The 19,973-nt window shown below is 45.5% G+C and carries 20 protein-coding genes; 11 read left to right on the forward strand and 9 right to left on the reverse strand.

Features of this window, described 5'->3' with window-relative positions:
* The first annotated feature begins 37 nt into the window (after positions 1–37).
* From QUA78_RS25685 to QUA78_RS25725, 10 genes are all read left to right on the forward strand, one after another.
* Positions 38–190: a hypothetical protein gene (locus QUA78_RS25685; protein ID WP_333303079.1), complete on the forward strand. Its 153-nt coding sequence runs from the start codon at positions 38–40 to the stop codon at positions 188–190.
* Positions 191–510: 320 nt separating this feature from the next.
* The gene (locus QUA78_RS32975) at positions 511–726 is read left to right on the forward strand and encodes a GNAT family N-acetyltransferase (RefSeq protein WP_445302371.1); all 216 of its coding nucleotides are present in this window, start codon (positions 511–513) and stop codon (positions 724–726) included.
* A gap of 561 nt (positions 727–1,287) precedes the next feature.
* On the forward strand, positions 1,288–3,201 hold the full coding sequence (gene dnaK, locus QUA78_RS25690) for a molecular chaperone DnaK (protein ID WP_333303078.1): 1,914 nt from the start codon (positions 1,288–1,290) through the stop codon (positions 3,199–3,201).
* A gap of 237 nt (positions 3,202–3,438) precedes the next feature.
* On the forward strand, positions 3,439–3,951 hold the full coding sequence (locus tag QUA78_RS25695; protein ID WP_333303077.1) for a DUF4112 domain-containing protein: 513 nt from the start codon (positions 3,439–3,441) through the stop codon (positions 3,949–3,951).
* Between the two features lie 103 nt (positions 3,952–4,054).
* Complete coding sequence (locus QUA78_RS25700) at positions 4,055–5,413, forward strand: hypothetical protein (RefSeq protein ID WP_333303076.1); 1,359 nt, start codon at positions 4,055–4,057, stop codon at positions 5,411–5,413.
* A gap of 205 nt (positions 5,414–5,618) precedes the next feature.
* Positions 5,619–5,765, forward strand: coding sequence for a hypothetical protein (locus tag QUA78_RS25705; RefSeq protein ID WP_333303075.1), 147 nt, complete (start codon positions 5,619–5,621; stop codon positions 5,763–5,765).
* 242 nt (positions 5,766–6,007) lie between these two features.
* Positions 6,008–6,616: a PadR family transcriptional regulator gene (locus QUA78_RS25710; RefSeq protein ID WP_333303074.1), complete on the forward strand. Its 609-nt coding sequence runs from the start codon at positions 6,008–6,010 to the stop codon at positions 6,614–6,616.
* A 274-nt stretch (positions 6,617–6,890) separates the two neighbouring features.
* Positions 6,891–8,756: an efflux RND transporter periplasmic adaptor subunit gene (locus QUA78_RS25715; protein ID WP_333303073.1), complete on the forward strand. Its 1,866-nt coding sequence runs from the start codon at positions 6,891–6,893 to the stop codon at positions 8,754–8,756.
* Positions 8,757–8,927: 171 nt separating this feature from the next.
* Positions 8,928–12,131 (forward strand): efflux RND transporter permease subunit, encoded by a 3,204-nt coding sequence (locus tag QUA78_RS25720; protein WP_333303072.1) that lies wholly within the window; start codon positions 8,928–8,930, stop codon positions 12,129–12,131.
* Between the two features lie 431 nt (positions 12,132–12,562).
* A complete protein-coding gene (locus QUA78_RS25725; protein ID WP_333303071.1) occupies positions 12,563–12,832 on the forward strand; it encodes a hypothetical protein in 270 nt (89 codons plus the stop codon).
* Between the two features lie 166 nt (positions 12,833–12,998).
* Here the strand turns inward: QUA78_RS25725 and QUA78_RS25730 are convergent, their stop codons facing one another.
* The 9 genes from QUA78_RS25730 to QUA78_RS25770 form a co-directional block, all read right to left on the reverse strand.
* Complete coding sequence (locus tag QUA78_RS25730; protein WP_333303070.1) at positions 12,999–13,418, reverse strand: hypothetical protein; 420 nt, start codon at positions 13,416–13,418, stop codon at positions 12,999–13,001.
* 356 nt (positions 13,419–13,774) lie between these two features.
* Positions 13,775–14,242, reverse strand: a complete 468-nt coding sequence (locus QUA78_RS25735; RefSeq protein WP_333303069.1) for a hypothetical protein — start codon at positions 14,240–14,242, stop codon at positions 13,775–13,777.
* A 71-nt stretch (positions 14,243–14,313) separates the two neighbouring features.
* Entirely contained in the window at positions 14,314–14,853 is a 540-nt protein-coding gene (locus QUA78_RS25740) for a hypothetical protein (RefSeq protein ID WP_333303068.1), read from the reverse strand.
* Between the two features lie 57 nt (positions 14,854–14,910).
* Positions 14,911–16,881 carry a pentapeptide repeat-containing protein gene (locus tag QUA78_RS25745; RefSeq protein WP_333303067.1) on the reverse strand — a complete coding sequence of 657 codons (1,971 nt, stop codon included), beginning with the start codon at positions 16,879–16,881 and terminating at the stop codon, positions 14,911–14,913.
* 133 nt (positions 16,882–17,014) lie between these two features.
* Complete coding sequence (locus tag QUA78_RS25750) at positions 17,015–17,386, reverse strand: DUF5615 family PIN-like protein (RefSeq protein WP_333303066.1); 372 nt, start codon at positions 17,384–17,386, stop codon at positions 17,015–17,017.
* The gene (locus QUA78_RS25755; protein WP_333303065.1) at positions 17,386–17,679 is read right to left on the reverse strand and encodes a DUF433 domain-containing protein; all 294 of its coding nucleotides are present in this window, start codon (positions 17,677–17,679) and stop codon (positions 17,386–17,388) included. Before QUA78_RS25755 ends, QUA78_RS25750 begins: the two co-directional genes overlap by 1 nt.
* Entirely contained in the window at positions 17,630–17,821 is a 192-nt protein-coding gene (locus QUA78_RS25760) for a hypothetical protein (RefSeq protein ID WP_333303064.1), read from the reverse strand. Before QUA78_RS25760 ends, QUA78_RS25755 begins: the two co-directional genes overlap by 50 nt.
* Positions 17,814–18,167 (reverse strand): XisI protein, encoded by a 354-nt coding sequence (locus tag QUA78_RS25765; protein ID WP_333303063.1) that lies wholly within the window; start codon positions 18,165–18,167, stop codon positions 17,814–17,816. The genes QUA78_RS25760 and QUA78_RS25765 overlap by 8 nt, the downstream gene beginning before the upstream one ends.
* Positions 18,155–18,571, reverse strand: coding sequence for a XisH family protein (locus QUA78_RS25770; protein WP_333303062.1), 417 nt, complete (start codon positions 18,569–18,571; stop codon positions 18,155–18,157). The genes QUA78_RS25765 and QUA78_RS25770 overlap by 13 nt, the downstream gene beginning before the upstream one ends.
* Before the next feature lie 348 nt (positions 18,572–18,919).
* On the opposite strand from QUA78_RS25770, the gene QUA78_RS25775 reads away from it, so the two are divergent.
* Positions 18,920–19,948 (forward strand): hypothetical protein, encoded by a 1,029-nt coding sequence (locus QUA78_RS25775; RefSeq protein ID WP_333129130.1) that lies wholly within the window; start codon positions 18,920–18,922, stop codon positions 19,946–19,948.
* Positions 19,949–19,973 lie beyond the last annotated feature (25 nt).

The raw sequence follows: 19,973 nt of genomic DNA on the forward strand, positions 1-19,973 counted from the left end.
TAGCAATCATTTGAGGTTTTGGCAATTCTGAATTTCTTTGAAATTAAATCTGCGTGAATATCTGCGGAATGTGGGTTATAATAATACGCCTGCTGCACTGTCCGATCGCGATCGAGCCTTTTTACTGTCAGTCATCGAAAACCCGCCAGCACCGTCTGAAGGATTTCTCGCATTATTGGCAGATTATTAAAGAAAACAGTAAAGCAAGTGAATTAAACTATTAACCGTCTAGAAGATATAAACCGAAGTACGAGCCGTCTTAGAAAAGACCCATTACATTCGGAAAATACAGAATTAGATGCCTATCTCAAACGATAAGCAAAGCATAACGCTCGGCTCGGTACTGCTAGAACTTTTGTAGCTTTAGCAGGTGAAAATAACTAGACAATAGCAGGGTATTATGCTTGCAGCGCTAATTTACTCGATCGCACCCAGCTAGCAGCTAACTTGTTGCGAGACAATCTCCCCAGCTATCCCCTCCTATGTTGTTGGGAAACAGGCAGTCGATCGATGCAAGGTAGAGGCTTGGGAAAGCGGTTACTACGTCAGGCCTTCGAGAATGCACTCAATTTATCCCGAAATATGGAAATTTATGCCCTCAGAATAGATGTTATAGACGAACCAGCTCAAGAATTTTACAAAAAGTGCGGTTTCTTGGAGTCTCTTGATACTCATTTTTCACTCTTTATTCTGATGAGTAAAATTAAACACGCAGCAAATTGGTAGCGGGAGCATCTCACTTTTGCAGCCAAAGTAGAAATCTAAGTTTTGAGGCAGCAGGCAGGAGGCTGGAGGCAGAAGGAAAGAGGAAGAAGGAAGGAGCCAGAAGAAGTGTTTTTACAAATATGAGATGCTCCCATTGGTAGCTCTCTAAGTCATGACTCTAACTGATAAATTTTACTTTTATTTTGCAGCCGATCGAGCGATCGCCCGAACCAGCCCAACAAAATTTATACACATAAGACGGCAAATACAACACAACGTATACGGTTTGCCACAATACCCGAATCGCTCACACCCCGTACATTAGGAAGAGTAAACAAAAGCAGTCGAAAGCTGTAGCGGTGCAAGCCTCACGGATGCAACCGTCCCTCAACAGGTTCGGTAAATACCCCTTCATCGCAAGGTCTACCGCCCGCAGTATAGAGATAAGCACCCTATCGAAGACTGTATTAAAGCAGGACTCACTACCCGTAAACCGCGAGGTAAAATCGCAGTCCTGAATAACCAGACTATCGCACAGATAGAACACCAAAATTTTGTAGAAATTGGAGCCGGAACACCCCTATGGGAAAAGTAGTTGGAATTGACTTAGGTACGACAAACTCCTGCGTCGCAGTTATGGAAGGCGGCAAACCCACCGTCATAGCCAACGCCGAAGGGGGTCGCACCACACCTTCCGTAGTAGCATATGCTAAAAATGGCGATCAACTTGTCGGACAAATCGCCAAGCGTCAAGCCGTGATGAACGCCGAAAACACCTTTTACTCAGTAAAACGGTTTATCGGGCGTCGGGTTGATGAAGTAACCCACGAAACCACTGAAGTTTCATACAAAGTCCTCAAAGTCGGCAACAGCCTCAAACTAGACTGTCCCGCCCGTGGCAAGCAATTTGCCCCAGAAGAAATTTCTGCACAAGTTCTCCGCAAACTGGTAGAAGACGCCAGCAAATACCTCGGCGAAACAGTTACCCAAGCAGTAATTACTGTTCCCGCTTACTTCAACGACTCCCAGCGCCAAGCTACGAAAGACGCTGGCAAAATTGCCGGGATTGAAGTGCTGCGGATTATTAACGAACCTACAGCAGCGGCTTTAGCTTACGGATTAGATAAAAAGACCAACGAAACTATCCTAGTGTTTGACTTGGGTGGCGGTACTTTCGACGTATCTATTCTAGAAGTAGGCGACGGCGTATTTGAAGTGCTCGCAACAAGTGGAGACACTCACCTCGGCGGTGACGACTTCGACAAAAAAATCGTCGATTTCATCGCTAATGAATTCCAAAGAGCCGAAGGAATTGACCTCCGCAAAGACAAACAAGCACTGCAACGCCTGACGGAAGCAGCAGAAAAAGCCAAGATTGAGCTTTCGAGCGTTACGCAAGCAGAAATCAACCTGCCGTTTATTACCGCGACTCAAGACGGGCCAAAACACTTGGACACGACTTTGACGCGGGGCAAGTTTGAAGAACTGTGCTCGGATTTGATCGATCGCTCTCGCATCCCCGTCGAAAATGCGATCCGCGACGCCAAATTAGACAAATCTGCAATTAATGAAGTCGTCTTAGTTGGCGGTTCTACACGCATTCCTGCGGTGCAAGAACTGGTCAAAAAAATCCTCGGCAAAGACCCCAACCAAACGGTAAACCCGGACGAAGTGGTCGCAGTCGGTGCAGCAATTCAAGCCGGCGTACTCTCCGGCGAAGTCAAAGATATCTTGTTGCTTGACGTTACCCCGCTCTCTCTTGGCGTCGAAACCTTGGGCGGCGTGATGACCAAAATCATTCCCCGCAACACCACTATTCCTACCAAGAAGTCGGAAACTTTCTCGACGGCTGTAGACGGCCAAACAAACGTGGAAATTCACGTTTTGCAAGGCGAACGAGAAATGGCCAATGATAACAAGGATTTGGGAACCTTCCGCTTAGATGGAGTTCCTCCTGCCCCCCGTGGCGTACCTCAAATTGAAGTTACTTTCGATATCGATGCTAACGGTATTTTGAATGTAGCTGCTAAGGATAAAGGTACTGGCAAGGAGCAATCGATTAGCATTACTGGTGCTTCTACTTTGCCCAGCAATGAAGTCGAGCGCATGGTGAAGGAAGCCGAATCGAATGCTTCTGCTGACAAGGAACGTCGCGAAAAGATCGATCGCAAAAACCAAGGCGATTCTTTAGCCTATCAAATTGAGAAGCAGTTGGCAGAATTGGGTGATAAAGTTCCCGCTGCTGACAAGACTAAGGTTGAAGGGTTGATCAAAGACTTGCGCGATGCGATCGAGAGTGAAGATGACGATCGCATCAAAACCTTGACAACAGAGTTGCAGCAAGCGTTCTACGCTGTCAGCAGCAACCTGTACCAGCAAGCAGGCGGCCCGACTGACGGCCCTGGTGGCCCTGGCGGCCCTGGTGGCTATGGAGACGGCGGCCCCACTGGCGGCGGCGACGACGTAATTGACGCCGACTTCACTGAAGGCAAATAAACAAGTCGTGCGATCGGGCTTTCCCGGTTAAACTGAGAACACGCACCTAAAACAAGAAACCCGGTTTTGCAGAGAAACCGGGTTTCTCCGTATTTGTGTATTGTGGAAGCAGCATTCGCAGCGTTCGTCGATCGACTAAAATTACTAAAAATCTTGCTTGAGGCATAGTGACAAAACTAAAATATGCTTCAGTAAATATCATAAACTAGCAATAATATCGCAATCGAGAGTAATTAAATGTCACGTTCTCCTATACAAAATTCTTCCCCAAATCCTCCCAACAAATCCCACATTGCATCCTTGCGGCGTCTCCGCCAAATCAGCCACTTACTTGACAATGCAATTCCCATTCCCGGCACCCGTTACCGCATCGGACTCGATCCGATATTGGGACTTATACCGGGCGGCGGCGATTTAATCAGTTCAATTTTTGCAGGTTACGTAGTCTTCAAAGCCGCGCAACTCGGAGCACCGCGAGAAACTCTTGTACAAATGGCTGCTAACATCGTATTTGATACAGTTGCCGGTACTGTACCCGTTGCCGGAGACTTGTTGGATGTTGCTTGGAAAGCTAATGTCAAAAATATAGAATTGCTGGATGCTCATTTAGGTTCCCCTGAACAAGGCAAAAAAGCCGATTGGCTATTTGTGGCGGCATTGCTGTTGGGTTTGATGTTAATTGTCGGAGGCGTGATTTTCTTGAGTGTGATGCTTTTTGGGTGGCTATTTCAAGTAATTACCGGGCGTTGATTTCGGGTTGTAGGATAAATATCAATGACTCTAACTGTGTCAGGTTCAGAGCATCTAATCTGGTATAAGTTGTACTTAAACAATTTCCTGTATGTGTATAACCATGACCAGTCAATATTTAGATTACGCAAAAGCCGTCAGAGAAGAAATTTTTCAGCACATAAATCAACCTCTCTGGTATCAGAAAAGTCTGCAAGATGTTAGCAAAGTAGTCATTATTCTCTCCTCGCCACGTAGCGGGAGTAGTCTCCTTTTTCATCTCCTCAGTCAGACAGAACAATTGCTCTCGCTTAATGGAGAACATACCACTTATTACAAACTTAATGGCTACAGTTTTCCGTTTCGCAACTTTCAATCAGATTTTCTGGAAAATCCCAAGATAAGTAAGTCAGACTTAAATAATTTTTCACGGGATTTTTTATCATCTGTTGGTGTAGGTTCTGAACAAGTAATTTCGAGACCGGAAGAATTGAAAAAATTTACTCAAATTATGGCTTTAAGGCTACCTATGCAATGGCCACACTTGGATATATCAGCCGAAGAGTGGTTATGGTATATTGCAGAAGCTTGTAGACAATACTTTCACGAACATTCAACATGGAATTCATCTAGCTTTACGATCGACATCTTAAAACTATTATTGATTTATTATCCAGGATTTAATCCTTTTTACTACGATATAAAACCATCTTTATTAAAGTCCCACTTCCCAAATATTAGTTATCCAAAAGCACCGCCTAATCCCCACTTTTGTATTGAGGAGCCTCCTTTTATTGTTCTCAAACCCCGCCGTTGTCCAACTTCAGAGGAAATTAGCAGCAAGCCTTGGTTGTTAAAAGCTTCAATTGATGCTTTTCGCCTTCCCCTACTCAAGCAACTGTTTCCCAATGCCGAGTTTAAAATCATTCATCTTACTCGTTTTCCCGCAACAAGTATTAACGGTCTCTATGACGGCTGGAGTGACAGAGGATTTTTCACTCATAATTTAGAGGGGATTGCTAAATTAGGAATCCCTGGATATTCTGATCTCTATGAATGGGGGAAACATTGGTGGAACTATGAACTCCCGCCCCAATGGAAAAAGGTGATAAACCAACCTTTAGAATATGTTTGTGGCTTTCAGTGGTCTAGTCCACATCAGGTAATTTTAGAAAGTTTAGCACAAGAGAAAGCAAATAACATTTTGAGAGTTAAATTTGAAGATATTATCTCATCTTCCCAACAGCGTCTACTGACAATTGGTAGAATTTTGGAATTTATCGGAATTGGCGAAGATAACGATCTCAAAAAAGTTGTTGACGAAATGCAGCCAGTGATGTGTTCAGTCCCAGCAGATGAAACTAGATGGCTTAATCGTAAATCCCTAATCCTGCCAGTTATCAATCAAAAATCAATTCGCCAATTAACAAATGAATTGGGATATGAAAATAGGGAAACGCCCTTACTTACATCTTGCATCTAATTGCTAGGTTCTGTTGTAAATTTTTAAGAGATTAGTGGTATACCTCCTAATAATGTCAGGGAGGTGCCTGTGAGTTACACGAAACGCATCAGGGCTACTAGGTGGACGAAGCTCTACGAATATTTGGTGTAATTTCCACGGATACATACTGGCGAGGAAGGCAAGACGAATTGGTTTGTGGAAGCGGTGTTTTGGATAGTTCGCAGTGGCTCGAACGTGGCGTTTGCTGCCCAAAGAATATGGCAACTGGAACGTGATAGATGTGGCAGAAATCCGAGCTATTGAGCAGAGTCTATTAAACCACTTCGGAGACATCAAAGACCAGGCAGCATCTGACTTGTGTCAAAAATGAGATGCTGCCGTTCCTCTGACCGGAATCGAGGTAAATCAGCACTCTGTTTATATCTCAAATGTGTTCTATAATACAAAGCGATCGCCCTATCTCGATCCTAAAACAATACTTCTTAAGGGTATTGACAAATATTATTAAATGTGTATTTTGATTTAAAATTTCTTTAAAACTAGCTATTTACCCGATCACCCTTGAGTCCGATATAGTGATATAATGCAGACTATAATATCAAATTGATATAAATGCTTGAATTATCAGCCCTTGGGCTGCTACAGTTGCAACCCCTGCACGGCTATCGGCTAAAGCAAAAACTGGAGCTGTTTATGAGCAGTTGCATCAGCGTCAACTATGGAGCGATTTACCCGCTGCTGAAGCGCTTGGAAGAGCGAGGGGAGATTTCGGTAATTGCCGAAGAAGCCGGAGATGCGGGCTGTCCGCGCAAAATCTACGGAATTACCGCCAAAGGGCGCGAACTGTGGCGGCAAAAAATGCTCGAACACCCTCAAGAAAGCTGGGTTAACAGTGGTTCCCGGTTCCAAATCAAGTTTTTCTTTTTTGGCGACTTAGAACCTGCAGAACGGATGAAATTGTTGGAACACCGCTTGCGAGCCTGTTACACCCGGCAAGACTACATCGAAAGCCTCAAGAGCGAATATCCACTAACCGACGACTATCAATTCGCCTCTCGCGATCGCTGCAAGTCAGTGCTGGCGTCAGAGATAGAGTGGTTAACCGAGCAACTAGCCAAGGAAAAAAGCGCGATCGCCGGAGTGCGTGAGTCCCCAACCTCCGCTGAATCCGCCGACTCCAAGGGAAAATCCTTGCAACTCACCCACTCAGGTGAGTCATAAGAAGGATGTGTAATCTTCCCTGCCGATCGTAACTTTTGAGAGATAACAAAAAGCTTTCCTAAAAATAATCACCCCCAGGCTTGGCTAACTGCGATCGGCAGACTAAAGCGCTTCACATACCCCAACCCCATTAAAAAGGGACTTTCCAGATTCCATCCTGTTTAAAAGCGCTTGTCCTTATTCCCCCTTTTTTCAGGGCGACGCCCGGGGATCAAAGATTCCGCCAAAGTCTCAGTAAGTCAGACGTTAAAAAAAAATCTAAGTGGTGCTGCCAATGAGTTATTCTAAATCCCCAGAATCTGTGGTTGAAGCCCAAGAGCAAAAATCTGCCACACCGGAACTTCACCCAACCGATGCAGACAGCGATCGACCGCAGGATTTGGCCCCCGTTGCCGATCGCCCCCAACCTGTTGCTAAACCGGAACTGCACCCAACCGATGCAGACAGCGATCGACCAGAGGATTTTGCAGCCGTTGCCGATCGCCCCGAACCTGTTGCTAAACCGCGATCGCGCTGGCCCCTAATTGCCGCGATCGCGATCGCCACAGGCGCAGCAGGTTTCGGCTGGTACTCGTGGCAATCGGGTCATAATCGCGCACAGCAACCGGCAGCAGCAGCCCAACCCAAAGGCATACCAGTCAAGCTGGCAGCCGTAGAAACCAGTTCAGTCCAAGAAGCCTCGGAATTTGTCAGCAGCTTAGAAGCGAAGCGTTCGGTAGAAATCAAACCCGAAGCAGAAGGGTTAGTCACGGAGATTTTTGTCAAATCCGGGGACTTCATCAACAAAGGGCAAGCCATCGCCCGCATGAAAAGCGACAGCGCCCAAGCTGACTTGAGGCAATCCCAAGCCAACCTGATTCGCGCTCAATCCCATTTAGCAGAATTGCAAGCAGGAACCAGGCCCGAAGAAATCGCCCAAGCTCAAGCCCAAGTCGCCCAAGCCCAAGCCAACCTAGCCCAACTGCGATCGGGCTCTCGGCCAGAAGAAATTGGTCAAGCCCAAGCCCGCGTTAGCCAAGCTGAAGCTGACCTCGCCGACGCCCAAACAGGTAGCCTCTTAGAAGACATCGCCCAAGCAAGAGCGCAAATAGAAGCAAGCACAGCCGAAGCAAAGTTAGCCACCCAGCAGCTTGCCAGATATCAAGCATTGGCAAAAGAAGGCGCAGAATCCGCGAACACCCTCGAACAATACACCCAAAAAGCAGGCACGGCCAAAGCCAATCTCCGAGAAGCTCAAAGGCGGTTCGAGCAGCGGCAAAAGAACAGACAAGCCGAGATCGAGAGACGGACAGCAGCTTTGCAACAGCAGCGGGAAGCTTTGCGGCAATTGCAAAACGGTTCGCGCCCAGAGGAAATAGCCAAAGCCGAAGCAGAAGTCGCACAAGCCAAGAGCAGATTAGCGCAGTTAGCCAACGGTACGCGCCAAGAACAGCTCGATCAAGCCCAAGCGCAAGTTGCCGAGGCCGCCGCTCAAGTGCGCGGCTTTGAAGTACAACTGCAAGAAACTGCTGTCATCGCGCCCTTCGCGGGAGTCATCGGCGACATACCAGTGAAAGTAGGTGATTACTTGCAAAAAGGTAACGCCATTGCCACCCTGACTGAGAACCAATTGCTAGACTTGCGGTTATCAATTCCTTTGGAACGGATGCCTCAATTACGCTTAGGGCTGCCAGTACAAATGCTCGACGCTCAAGGTAAGGCGATCGCCCAAGGTCAAATCAGTTTTATCTCCCCCAACGTCAGCGCCAATTCCCAAACTATTTTAGCTAAAGCCACCTTTGCCAACCCCACCGGCGAACTGCTTAATCTCCAGTTTGTAAAAGCTAAAGTCATCTGGAAACAGAACCCCGGAATTTTAGTTCCAGTAACAGCAGTCACTCGCTTAGGTGGAGAAACTTTTGTCTTCACAGCTCAAAAGCCCGAACAGCCAAAACCTGGAATGCCACCTTTAGTAGCGCGACAAAAGTCCGTGAAATTGGGAGCCATTGAGGGGAATAATTATCAAGTTATCGAAGGTTTGCAAGCCGGGGAAAAAATTGTTACCGCAGGCATCCTTAACCTGACAGATGGCGCTCCCATTATGGCTCAAGAAGAAGGGAAAGGAGCCGGGGAAAAATTACCAGTAGAAAGCAAAAAATAAGGTACGTAGTTGCGCTTCAGCGCTCTTAAAAGGCGAATTAAGAGCGCTGAAGCGCAACTACATACCAAATCTGAAACTACTTGATGGCTCAGCTATTAAAAAGGGCTATTTGATTTTTTGACAGAAGTGCAATTAGGAATTAGGAATTAGGAATTAGCAATTAACAAAATTATGTTTGCAGATTTCTTTATTAAACGACCAGTATTTGCTAGCGTCTGCGCTTTAATTATTATTTTGGTAGGCGCAATCAGCATTCCCAGCCTGCCTATCGAGCGCTTCCCCGACATCAGCCCTACCCAAATTAACGTCACAGCTAACTATAGCGGGGCGAGTGCTGAAATTGTCGAAAATGCAGTTACCAACATCCTAGAAAGGCAAATCAACGGCGTTGAAGGACTAAAATATCTAACTTCCAGTAGTAGTAACGATGGCACCAGCACCATTACAGCTACCTTTGATTCATCGCGCAACAAAGACATTGCCGGCGTCGATGTTCAAAATCGAGTTGCAGTTGCTCAGCCACAACTACCAGATGCCGTACAACGCACAGGAGTTAGAGTTACCAAACAATCTACAAGTCTCCTATTAGCGATCGGTTTATTTACAGAAAATAAAGAATACGACACCATATTTTTAAGCAACTACGCTGACCTATATTTAGCCGATGCTTTAAAGCGGGTAAAAGGTGTTGGCGACGTGCGAATTTTTGGGGAAAGACGCTATGCAATGCGTTTATGGATAGACCCCAATAAATTAGCAGCTCGCCGTCTCACAATGCAAGATGTAACGAGGGCTCTCAACGAACAAAACTTGCAAGTGGGTGCTGGGAGAGTTGGCCAAGAACCTGCTCCCAAAGGACAAATGTATCAAATTGACTTGCGTGCTGAAAGTCGCCTCAAAGAACCAGCAGAATTTGAAGAAATCGTCCTCAAAACAGAGACCAATGGAACGTTAGTTAAATTAAAAGATGTGGGGAGAGCAGAACTAGGGGCAGAGAATTACAGCTCATTTCTGCGATTTCGAGGCAATGATGCAGTAGGTTTAGGGATTTACCAACTGCCTGGAAGTAATGCTTTGAATGTTGCCCATGCCGTCAAAACAGAAATGGAAAAACTAGCGGTTGCTTTCCCTCCGGGGTTGCTACATAGAGTAGCGCTGGACACGACTTTGTTTGTAGAAGAGTCGATGGCAGAAGTAGTCAAGACATTATTTGAAGCAGTCTTGCTAGTGGTGATAGTTATTTTTGTTTTCTTGCAAGACTGGCGCACAACTATTATTCCTATCATCGCAATTCCAGTTTCTTTGATTGGGACGTTTGCCTTTATCAAAGTTTTCGGATTTACGATTAACAGTTTATCTCTGTTTGGTCTGACATTAGCGACGGGATTAGTGGTTGATGACGCTATCATTGTAGTAGAAAATATTGACCGCCTGATCCGCCAAGGGATGAATGCCCGCGAAGCGGCTTTTGAGTCAATGCGGGAGCTTTTTAGCGCTGTAATTGCGACTTCTTTAGTGTTGATGGCAGTGTTCGTGCCCGTGGCATTTTTCCCTGGAACTACAGGAGCGCTTTATAAACAATTTGCGCTGACAATTGCTTTTTCAGTTCTGCTTTCTACCTTTATTGCTATTACTCTCACCCCCTCACTTTCAGCTATATTACTGCGTCGAGGACCGAAGTTTGGGGGCCCGCTAGGTTGGGTTTTTGACCGTTTTAATGGAGTTCTCAATTGGGTACAGCGGCAATATGGGAAATCCTTAATATTTCTCACAGGAATTAAGACTATTGTCACCCTCGTGTTCATCGGTTCTCTGGGAGTAACGGCTTGGCTTTATTTGTCAGTACCCACAGCGTTTATCCCGGAAGAAGACCAGGGCTATTTTATGACAATTATTCAAGGGCCCCAAGGTGTTTCGCTGCAATACACTCAGAAAGTAATGGATCAAGTAGAAGCAGAAATCCTCAAACTTCCTGAAGTTGTCGGGACTTTTTCAGTGGGTGGATTTGGTTTTAGCGGTAGCACTTCTAATCAAGGCATTATATTTACTACACTGAAAGCCTGGGAAGAACGTCACGGAGAAGATCAAACTGTACAAGCGATTATTGGTAAGTTGCGGGGTAAGTTTTTCGCAATTCCAGAAGCGAGAATTTTCCCTGTGAATCCGCCGGCTATTCAAGGTTTAGGTCAATTTGGGGGTTTCCAATTTCAATTGCAAGACCGCAAAGGTAACAGCGGTTTAGATGGCTTAGTCCAGACTATGGGCGGGATTTTAAAGCAGGCAAATCAGACACCGGGATTGCAAGCGGTCTTTAGTACGTTTGCTGCGAATACGCCTCAGTTAATTGTGGAGGTTGACCGCAATCGAGCTAAGGCTCTAGATATTCCCATCAATGATGTTTTCAGTACGTTACAAACGGCTCTGGGTGCTCAGTATGTGAACGATTTTAACCTCCAGCAGCGCAATTATCGGGTGTATGTTCAGGCGGATAAACAGTTTCGTGATAACCCTGAAGATATTGGAAAATTGTATGTGCGTTCTGGAAAGAATGAAATGGTTTCTTTGAGCAATTTGGTGAAGATCACTCCGGTGGTGGGAGCACAAACTGTTAACCACTACAATTTATATAGGTCAATTGAAATTACTGGCTCTCCGGCTCCGGGAGCGAGTTCTGGACAGGCGCTAAAATCGATGGAAAAGGTGTCGGCTCAAGTGTTGCCCTCGGGTTTTGGCTATGAATGGTCGGGGAGTTCTTTAGAAGAAATTGAATCGGGGGGTCAAGCACCGATTATTTTTGGTTTGGGGCTGATTTTTGTGTTCTTGGTGTTGGCGGCTCAGTACGAAAATTATGTCGATCCTTTCATTATTTTGCTATCGGTGCCTCTGGCGCTTTTGGGTGCACTTTTAGCTCAGTCGTTGCGGGGTTTGGCGAATGATGTTTATTGCCAGATTGGTTTGGTGATGTTGATTGGATTGGCGAGTAAAAATGCGATTTTAATCGTGGAGTTTGCGAACCAGTTGCGGGAGCGGGGATATCCAATTGCTAAGGCGGCAGTTGAAGCTGCTCAAGAGCGTTTACGACCGATTTTGATGACTTCTCTAGCTTTCATTTTGGGTATTGCTCCTTTGGTTAACCCGGAAGGTGCGGGGGCGGCGAGTCGTCGATCGCTAGGGAATGCGATCGCAGGGGGGATGGTTGTTTCTACTGTCTTGAGTTTGTTTATGGTGCCGGTTCTGTATGTGGTGATTGTCTCGGCTCGCGATCGCTTTAAGAAACGCGATCGCCCGCAAAATCCGCCCGAGGATGGCACAATTTTGAACGGCAAAACAACTCCCCACGAGGAGATTGAACGCGATAAAGTATCGCCGTTGTAGTTGGTAAGTTGAAAAGGCGATCGTTTTGTGAGTTGAATTGATGCGATCGCCCAAAACCCGCCAATCCCCAATCAAAACCCCCAAAGTCCCCAGATTAGTCCGGGGATAAATTCTTCAATCCAAAATCCAAAATCTAAAATCTAAAATCTAAAATCTAAAATCGATTGACGGCGGCCCCCATCTGCGGCTACGCTTTGAAGTGAGAGGTTGCTTGCTTGTAGAGGAGGCAGCCCGCGTCGCCCAAAAATCTAGTTGCACTGCCCAAAGCTGCGCTAACAGCAATGGACAGCATAACCGCCAAACTGGTACGAGCAGTCTGGAGGCTAACGGGAAATCATAACATTTTCTGTAGCCGCCCTGCTATGTGTTGAGAAGCGGGGCGGCTAGGTTTTTGGGTTTTCCTAGAAAACCCAAAACCAGGAGAACATAATATGTCACAGGAATTCGTGCCTGACGAGAACTTGGACGATCGCCCAAATGACGACTCAGCAGCAGTATCGGAACAGGAAGTGGTGCTGTTAACGGTTGTCGGTTCGCCCAAGGGTGTCAGGGAAACCATACTCACTTTGTACCGACTAGGATTTGCCGAAGTCGGCGATTGGAGCCCCGTACAACGTGCAGCCAATCCGAAGCAGGTGATGAGCGTACTGATCCGTCGTTCGCGGGCTAACGGTACACCGCCGAGAAAATCTGGACGGTAAGCTGCGCTGTCATCCTGAGTGAAGCGAAGAATCTCCGTGGGGTGGGCGTCTCGCCCGCCCTAAAAATACGTTGTCATTCGCAAGTGTTGCGAAGAATCCCCGTGGGGTGTCTCGCCCGCCCTAAACATACAAATTAGATGCGATTCAGCTTATTTAATATTAGATTTTAAGGTAGAAGTAAGAGACTTGCGATCGCGGGCAACAATTTACTGCAAGCTTCCACCAATGTCGCCGCACTAGGTAAACCAGCAATAGTCCCTTTCAGAATCTTCATTGCCGTTTTCCCCGCCTTGTGCATTGTGCTTTCTTGGGGATTTTTCCCTACTTCTGCCAAAGCTTTTACCTGTTCCAAGGCTTCAGCTTTATCATCATCAGATAAATTAGTTTCCGCCTCGATCGCAGTTTGTAACTCAGTCAATAATTCTTTGATTCCCGGTTCATCTGGTTTAGCAGAATCAGATAATTGATTAATTGTATTGGCAACTGTACCGCTGATATCACCTAAACTTAATGCTCCTGCACCGCTAGCCGTAACGGTTCCACCTGTAATTTCTATTTTGCGACTTTGGTCGATTTGGTCACTCATAGCTTTACTCTCTGATGTGGTGTTCACTTCTATATTATTATAGATTACTCTTTCTGCGAAAGCCATATTAAGTTTTCTTAAATATTTGATTTGTTCGCGATAGTCTTGGATTTTACTGTCTTTAACAGCAGTTTCTTGGCGACAGCCTTGAATTTGCTTGTCTTTAACAGCGATTTCTTGGCGACAGTCTTGAATTTGCTTGTCTTTAACAGCGATTTCTTGGCGACAGTCTTGAATTTGCTTGTCTTTAACAGCAATTTCTAATTTGTGTCTTTGCTTTAATTCTCTAATTTTTGCTTCACACTTTTGTTTCAGCCGAGCAGTTCTTCCTCATTTGACATAAACTAAAAAGAAATTTATTCTGGCTTGTTGTCTTGGCTGGAATTAATCACGATCGGATTTTTAGCTAACTTGACAGTCAGTTCTCTCAAAAAAGCTATTTCCTCACGATACGTCTCTATTTGAGCATCTTTTGCTTTAAGTTCGGCTTGATATCTTTCTTCGACTGCTTTTATTGAAAGTTGGTAGTATTTTAACAATTGATCTATAACTAATTGAAACAGCCCAGGTGAGTGAGGCAACTGATTAATATTAGTGATAAGTTTGCTGCTGATTTCATCTAACTGCAATAATGCAGAATCATCGAAACTTTCCTCAGTGAAATTTAAGTTGCTATTACTCATATTATGAATATCCTGCTTATTAGCATCAGGTGGTACACTAACTTTGACAACAATCACTCCATCGCCTTTATCTTCAATACTCTGGATAGTAAGTTCCGTGCCTTCATTTTCCACTTGCAATGTGACATCATAAATTGTCATATTTTTACTTTTGCCTGAATGATTCGAGTAAGACTTTCGTCACTTTGCATGGTTTGGCTCAGAGTTTATGCTTACTTATCCTCCGGAATAATATTAATCGAGAGTGGTTGTTTAGCTAACATCTCTGTTAGTTCTCTCATTTCAGCTATTTGCTGGCGATATAAAGCGATTTCCTCATCTTTATATTTTAATTCTGCCTTGTATTTTTGGGCGATCGCCCTTAGTGACTCCACATCCTCTGATTCGGCGATCGACTCATCTTCCTGACTGGAATGAGCATCGGTTTCAAGCTCTGTTAAACTTTCAGAAACTGCTTCGGAAATAGCTATCTCTTGACGGTACAAGGCAATTTCGCAATCTTTGGCTCGTAATTCAGCTTGATATTTATCTTCAATAGCCTTTAATAGCTGTTCGTAGTTTTGCTTTAACTCGTGATAAATTATAGATTGCTTCTCATCTGTCAAAGCATTGACAAAGATCGCAATTACTCCCTTTTCGGGATTTTCTATACTCTGGATTGACAATTCTGTGTTTTCATTCGCAATGGCAGCTTGCAATTGCAGCAGTAATTCTTTAAATTCCGGTTTTTCTGAACCTACTGATACGCTCATCGCTTTGATTTCCGCTGTTACCAGAGTTTGATTAAAATTATAGCATTACTCACTTTGTCAGGAAGGGCGATCGTCTTCGAGGGCTGCGCTAACCGCTGGATCGGGCAACTCCTCGATCGTGTTGGCTGTCGTACCGTCATTATCTCCTAAACTTAAAGCTCCGGCACCGGTAGCGTTAACCGTTCCTCCTGAAATTTCAGCTTTGCGACTTTGGTCGATGTTGTCGCTGGCGACTTTATTCTCTGCTGTAGATTGATTGTTAATGTTAATTATAGGGTTCGATGGCTGAGGCACGGTTGAAGGATTTGCCAAATATTGACTAAACACTCCTCTCACAAAGTCTTGAAAGACACGGTAGTGATGTCTTTCTATTGCAATAATTTCATCTTTAGATTTTAATTGATCGGCTTGCCTTTGAGCTTCTAGCCTTGCTTGATAAACTTCGTCCCAAATTTGCTCAACTTTACCCTTATCCGTTCCTTCGGGAACTTTGAGAGTCAGTAAAACATCGTTTTCTTTCTTCTCAACTCCTTGAATTGACTCCCGTGTAATGTCTGGAAAATCTCGCATTAACTTCTGAAAAGCGGCGGTAAAAGCTTCGGGGTTAATCCCATCTTTGAGCAGGATTTGCACGGTGGTCAAAATCTTTTTATAAAGTTTCTCGAAATCGCCCGGTTCAAAACATTTACTGATGTGGTGAGGGCGGCGTTCGCGATCGCCAGTTCCCGGTTGGGGATATTCTAGAAGATAAACAAACCGACAGTCAACGCGATCGAGCTTTGTATTAGCGTCAATGTTCCAAGCTTCCAAACAAGCACCTGTAAAATAAGCTGCTGTAAAATCTGTTGCCACGGCTTGAGTTTCAGCCAGGTTTGCGAATTCCAAATTAGCTTGATGCAAAGTTGCTTCGCTGAGGTTAGCCTGCTTGAGATTAGCATAGCTGAGATCAACATCGCCTGTCAGGTTTGCGCCTTGGAGATTCGCACCGAAATATGATTTTTTGTAGCCATTGCCAGTGACAAGTAATTCTCGGACGAGAGTATCAGCTAATATCGATTTACCGACTCGCGCGCGATCGAGTTTTTCTGTATTGCGGAAGCAAGTGCGAGTGAGATTGGCGGTTCTAAAATCTGTACTTTTGAGGGTTGCCTCAGTGAAATTGGCATCAGTTAAATCGGCATTGCGAAAGCTAGTGCCACCTGTAGCGGCAATGGCAATGGCAATGGTGCGAATCAAGGCCTGTTTCTCATCCCCAGCCAGGGCACGCCAAGCAACGTAAATACCTAGTCCTGCCGCTGTCGCTGCCGCTGCCACTGCCCCTGCCACTGCCGCTGCCCCTGCCGCTGCCACTGCCCCTGCCGCTGCCACTGCCCCTGCCGCTGCCGCTGCCCCTGCCGCTGCCACTGCCACGACCGCTGCCACTGCCGCTGCCCCTGCCCCTGCCACGACCGCTGCAACTGCCGCTGCCCCTGCAACTGCCGCTGCCCCTGCCGCTGCCCCTGCCGCTGCCACTGCCGCTGCCCCTGCCGCTGCTCCTGCAACTGCCCCTGCCGCTGCCGCTGCCGCTGCCGCTGCCGCTGCCACTGCCCCTGCCGCTGCCACTGCCGCTGCCCCTGCCACTGCCACTGCCCCTGCCACTGCCACTGCCCCTGCCACTGCCACTGCCCCTGCCCCTATACCTTGGCGGATAGTAGCTATAAAGAAGATTGCCAAAACTATCAACACAATCACACCGGGAATAATGGTGTAATGTTTGATGTTATCTGGAGTGAAAAAAAATGCTACCCAAAAACTAGCAAGGGCTGACATCAATCCCGATATTACCGATAGAAATAGCGAGATAGTTACTAGAAAAATTGTCCAGCGGCGTTGCAGTCCGGCTTTGGCACCGATGAAGTCAGCTTCTCTGAGGATGGCATTGGTGAAGTTTGCACCTCGGATGTCTGCATAGCTGAAGTTTGCACCTGTGAGGTTTTGACCTTTGAAATTGTGGCCTCGGAGATTTTTACCAGAGAAGTCTTTGGGCATGACTTTACGCAGGGAGATAGTGGCTATTTTTTCATTACGATGCTGTGGCGATGGCCCTGACAAAAATTTTACGGAATTGGATAAAAATCTAGCACAAAGGCAGGGATAGTTACAACCACTGACTTAGATACTTTTATTCATAACTAATGTAAGTTCCTAAAAATTCCAGTTGATTCATCATTTCCTCAGCCGACTTGCTACCAATCAAATTCAACAAACCGCGCAACTGTTCGCCTACAGAGTAACTTTGTCGCGGTGCAACAATAATGCCCGCATGACTCCCACCTACCGCGAGAAAGCTCCCGTGCAGCCGACAGAAATCTCGACTATTAAAAGTATAAATAACTCGAGCTTGCTCTGTTGCCCATATCAGTTGTTCCTCATCTATACGCCCTAAATTATTGGCATCTGAGACAGTCACCACATCAACCCGATTCTCTCGCAGAGCTTGCACGAATGCTTTTCTAAGCGTATCCTCATCCAAATACAAACGAATCTGGCTCATTAAAGATTCCCCGCCCTATGTTCGGCTTCCAATCGCTGATATTCAGCTAATTCTGCGGCTAAATCTGCCTCAATTTCATTGCGGTTAGCGTGATAGTAAGATAAGGCTGCATAGACTTGTGCCAAATTTAAATAGGGAATCTCTTCGAGTATTTCTTCTACACTCAGTCCTTGTTTATTCCAAACGGCAATTTGAGCAATAGAAATTCTGGTTCCCGCAATTCGGGGCCGCCCTCCACAGGTTTCAGGCGTACTGACAACCAGCGTGCCAATGTCGATCGCGCTTATTGACATATTTACCTCTTACGAAAAACTCAAACAAGCCAAAATATCCTGTTGCGTGAGATTTAGCTACTGTTCTCAATTTTAGCATCAGAAGATAGCGATCGCCCCGCAGATTCTCCTCTCGGACGATCGCACTTATTGCATCAACCAACAGCAAACTCCGTAAATTTCCGTTTATAGGGATTGTGAAACCCTAAAACAATATCGCTCTTAGGAATTCCTGCTGCTAGTAAATCATCAACTACACACAAATCTGTCCAATCTTCTTCAACCCAAATTTTGCCATCTTTAATACGAAGATACATCGTAATGTGGCAGAGGCGTTTTTTTTCCTCCCAACCAGAGCGAAACCACAGATATTGATCTCGTTTTTCGTCAAATGCAAGGCGGCTGTCTGTCTCTAATTCATCTAGCGCCATCCCTCCCTTGACACCGAGTTCATAATATTCAGTCAATATTTTTTCGATCGTACTCCGATAGTATTTTAGTCGATCCATTGCAGAATTTCCTCCTTTTCCATTTCAACTACTATTAACAACAGCTTATTTTCATTAGTAATTAATTGTATGGACTTGCGTTGAAAAAAGTTTTTATATACAAGATCGTCAATTGCTAAATATAGCTTGTATTCTGGCTCTGTGAGTTGAATGAGATTTCTGTAGACCATATATTGACCGAGTGCGCTGTGAAAATCATACATTAGCGATCGCCCAACAAAGCTCTTAATTTCAACAACTATCTTTTGTCCCTGACGTTGTGCTGCAATCGGCTTTTCTGCTGCTAAATCCGCAGATAACTCGGCATCCTCATATTTAATAAAGTATGGATCGGCCGTAATTGTCCAACCGTCTTTGAGTAAGGCATTTTTAACTTCGTTGTGGTAGATATCTTTAGCAGGCATAAGTTAACTTGAGTTGTCAGCTACTTAAATTATAGTTAGGCTGACGAGCATATTCCCAAACTTGGCGATCGAGTACAGTAGGTAATCCCATCCAATAATATCCTCATTCACTTTAACTCAATCCCCCCACAGCCAGCACTCGCATCAAGTCCCATCCGGGCCGTACCCGGAGTCATTTTGAGTATCTTTTCGCCGAGCGCACCTCATCGTGCAATAATGATATGACTTGCACAAAAACTCTATTAGTAGGTAAATCTTGCCTACCTTACCGCTACATATAGCGTCTCAACTGTCAACCCGTGCAAGTTACCAATTAAACCGGCTGTTGCACTACACAAATTTTTCCTAATGGCTGAAGTCCCCCTAAATCCCGCAGAACTTGCAGAAGCCCTCAACGGCTTTACCGATATCAATTTCCAATTGCCAGACCCCGAAGACGAACAAATACCAGAATTTGATTTTGAAAATCAGGTTGACAATGCCTGGAAAGTGTGCGATCGCTTCGACTTGCAAACCGACATTTGGCGGGGACGCATTCTCCGAACTGTCCGAGACAGAGAAAAAAAAGGCGGCGAAGGACGCGGCACAGGGTTTTTGAACTGGCTCAAAGAAAGAGAAATTGGCAAAAGTCAAGCCTATTCTTTGATAGAATTAGCTAATAGTGCCGATACTCTGATCCAGCAAGGAGATTTAGACCCAAATTCCATTAGAAACTTCAGCAAAAGAGCCTTTGTAGAAACCGCCAAAGCATCTCCCGAAGTCCAGCAAATGGTAACAGATGCCGCAGCAAGTGGCGATCGCATCACCCGCCGCGAAGTCAAACAACTATCCGACGAATGGATGGCAATGAACTCAGATTTATTGCCAGAAGAAGTCAAAGAAAAAGCATCTACCGGTTCTTTACCTTCCCGCTACCTCGCTCCTTTAGTCAAAGAAATGGAGAAACTCTCCCCATCTCACCAAAGCGAAATTCAAAAAGAAGTAGCAGAAAATCCTGACGTAGATACTGTCAAACAGCTAACTTCCGACGCCAAGAACTTATCAAAATATCTCGACGCAGCCGCCCAAGTGCAAGCTCTAAATCAGTCTCACCTCGACATGGAAATGGCCTTAGAAGAATCTTTGCGAGTCGGCTGTTTGGGAACCACCGCCGACGTTGTAAAACAAGCCGCACAGCTAGAACAAACCGTAGTCAAACTATACACGATTTGGAAGCGTTTAGGCAGTTTGGCAGATAGATTGTACGTGGATACAGGAGCAAGTACACCCAATTTGCGGTTGCTTTTGGGATGCTTGGACAGTCTTTCGGGAGAAAAGATTGAAGTGGATTTTGGAGATGGAGAACGCTCTATTCGCTTGCAAATTTTCAGCGAATAGCTCAACCTTCACCGCAGATAAACGC

Origin of the sequence: Microcoleus sp. K4-B3 (assembly GCF_036704615.1) — a bacterium.
In the GTDB taxonomy this organism is placed as follows: Bacteria; Cyanobacteriota; Cyanobacteriia; order Cyanobacteriales; family Microcoleaceae; genus Microcoleus.

Excerpts from the sequence above, each read along its gene's own strand:
- QUA78_RS25740 (WP_333303068.1), bottom strand. The coding sequence starts at position 14,853 with ATGAGCGTATCAGTAGGTTCAGAAAAACCGGAATTTAAAGAATTACTG.
- QUA78_RS25735 (WP_333303069.1), bottom strand. The coding sequence starts at position 14,242 with ATGACAATTTATGATGTCACATTGCAAGTGGAAAATGAAGGCACGGAA.
- QUA78_RS25750 (WP_333303066.1), bottom strand. The coding sequence starts at position 17,386 with ATGAGCCAGATTCGTTTGTATTTGGATGAGGATACGCTTAGAAAAGCA.
- QUA78_RS25720 (WP_333303072.1), top strand. The coding sequence starts at position 8,928 with ATGTTTGCAGATTTCTTTATTAAACGACCAGTATTTGCTAGCGTCTGC.
- QUA78_RS32975 (WP_445302371.1), top strand. The coding sequence starts at position 511 with ATGCAAGGTAGAGGCTTGGGAAAGCGGTTACTACGTCAGGCCTTCGAG.
- QUA78_RS25730 (WP_333303070.1), bottom strand. The coding sequence starts at position 13,418 with ATGAGTGACCAAATCGACCAAAGTCGCAAAATAGAAATTACAGGTGGA.
- QUA78_RS25770 (WP_333303062.1), bottom strand. The coding sequence starts at position 18,571 with ATGCCTGCTAAAGATATCTACCACAACGAAGTTAAAAATGCCTTACTC.
- QUA78_RS25715 (WP_333303073.1), top strand. The coding sequence starts at position 6,891 with ATGAGTTATTCTAAATCCCCAGAATCTGTGGTTGAAGCCCAAGAGCAA.
- dnaK (WP_333303078.1), top strand. The coding sequence starts at position 1,288 with ATGGGAAAAGTAGTTGGAATTGACTTAGGTACGACAAACTCCTGCGTC.
- QUA78_RS25755 (WP_333303065.1), bottom strand. The coding sequence starts at position 17,679 with ATGTCAATAAGCGCGATCGACATTGGCACGCTGGTTGTCAGTACGCCT.
- QUA78_RS25745 (WP_333303067.1), bottom strand. The coding sequence starts at position 16,881 with ATGCCCAAAGACTTCTCTGGTAAAAATCTCCGAGGCCACAATTTCAAA.
- QUA78_RS25695 (WP_333303077.1), top strand. The coding sequence starts at position 3,439 with ATGTCACGTTCTCCTATACAAAATTCTTCCCCAAATCCTCCCAACAAA.
- QUA78_RS25725 (WP_333303071.1), top strand. The coding sequence starts at position 12,563 with ATGTCACAGGAATTCGTGCCTGACGAGAACTTGGACGATCGCCCAAAT.
- QUA78_RS25710 (WP_333303074.1), top strand. The coding sequence starts at position 6,008 with ATGCTTGAATTATCAGCCCTTGGGCTGCTACAGTTGCAACCCCTGCAC.
- QUA78_RS25775 (WP_333129130.1), top strand. The coding sequence starts at position 18,920 with ATGGCTGAAGTCCCCCTAAATCCCGCAGAACTTGCAGAAGCCCTCAAC.
- QUA78_RS25765 (WP_333303063.1), bottom strand. The coding sequence starts at position 18,167 with ATGGATCGACTAAAATACTATCGGAGTACGATCGAAAAAATATTGACT.
- QUA78_RS25700 (WP_333303076.1), top strand. The coding sequence starts at position 4,055 with ATGACCAGTCAATATTTAGATTACGCAAAAGCCGTCAGAGAAGAAATT.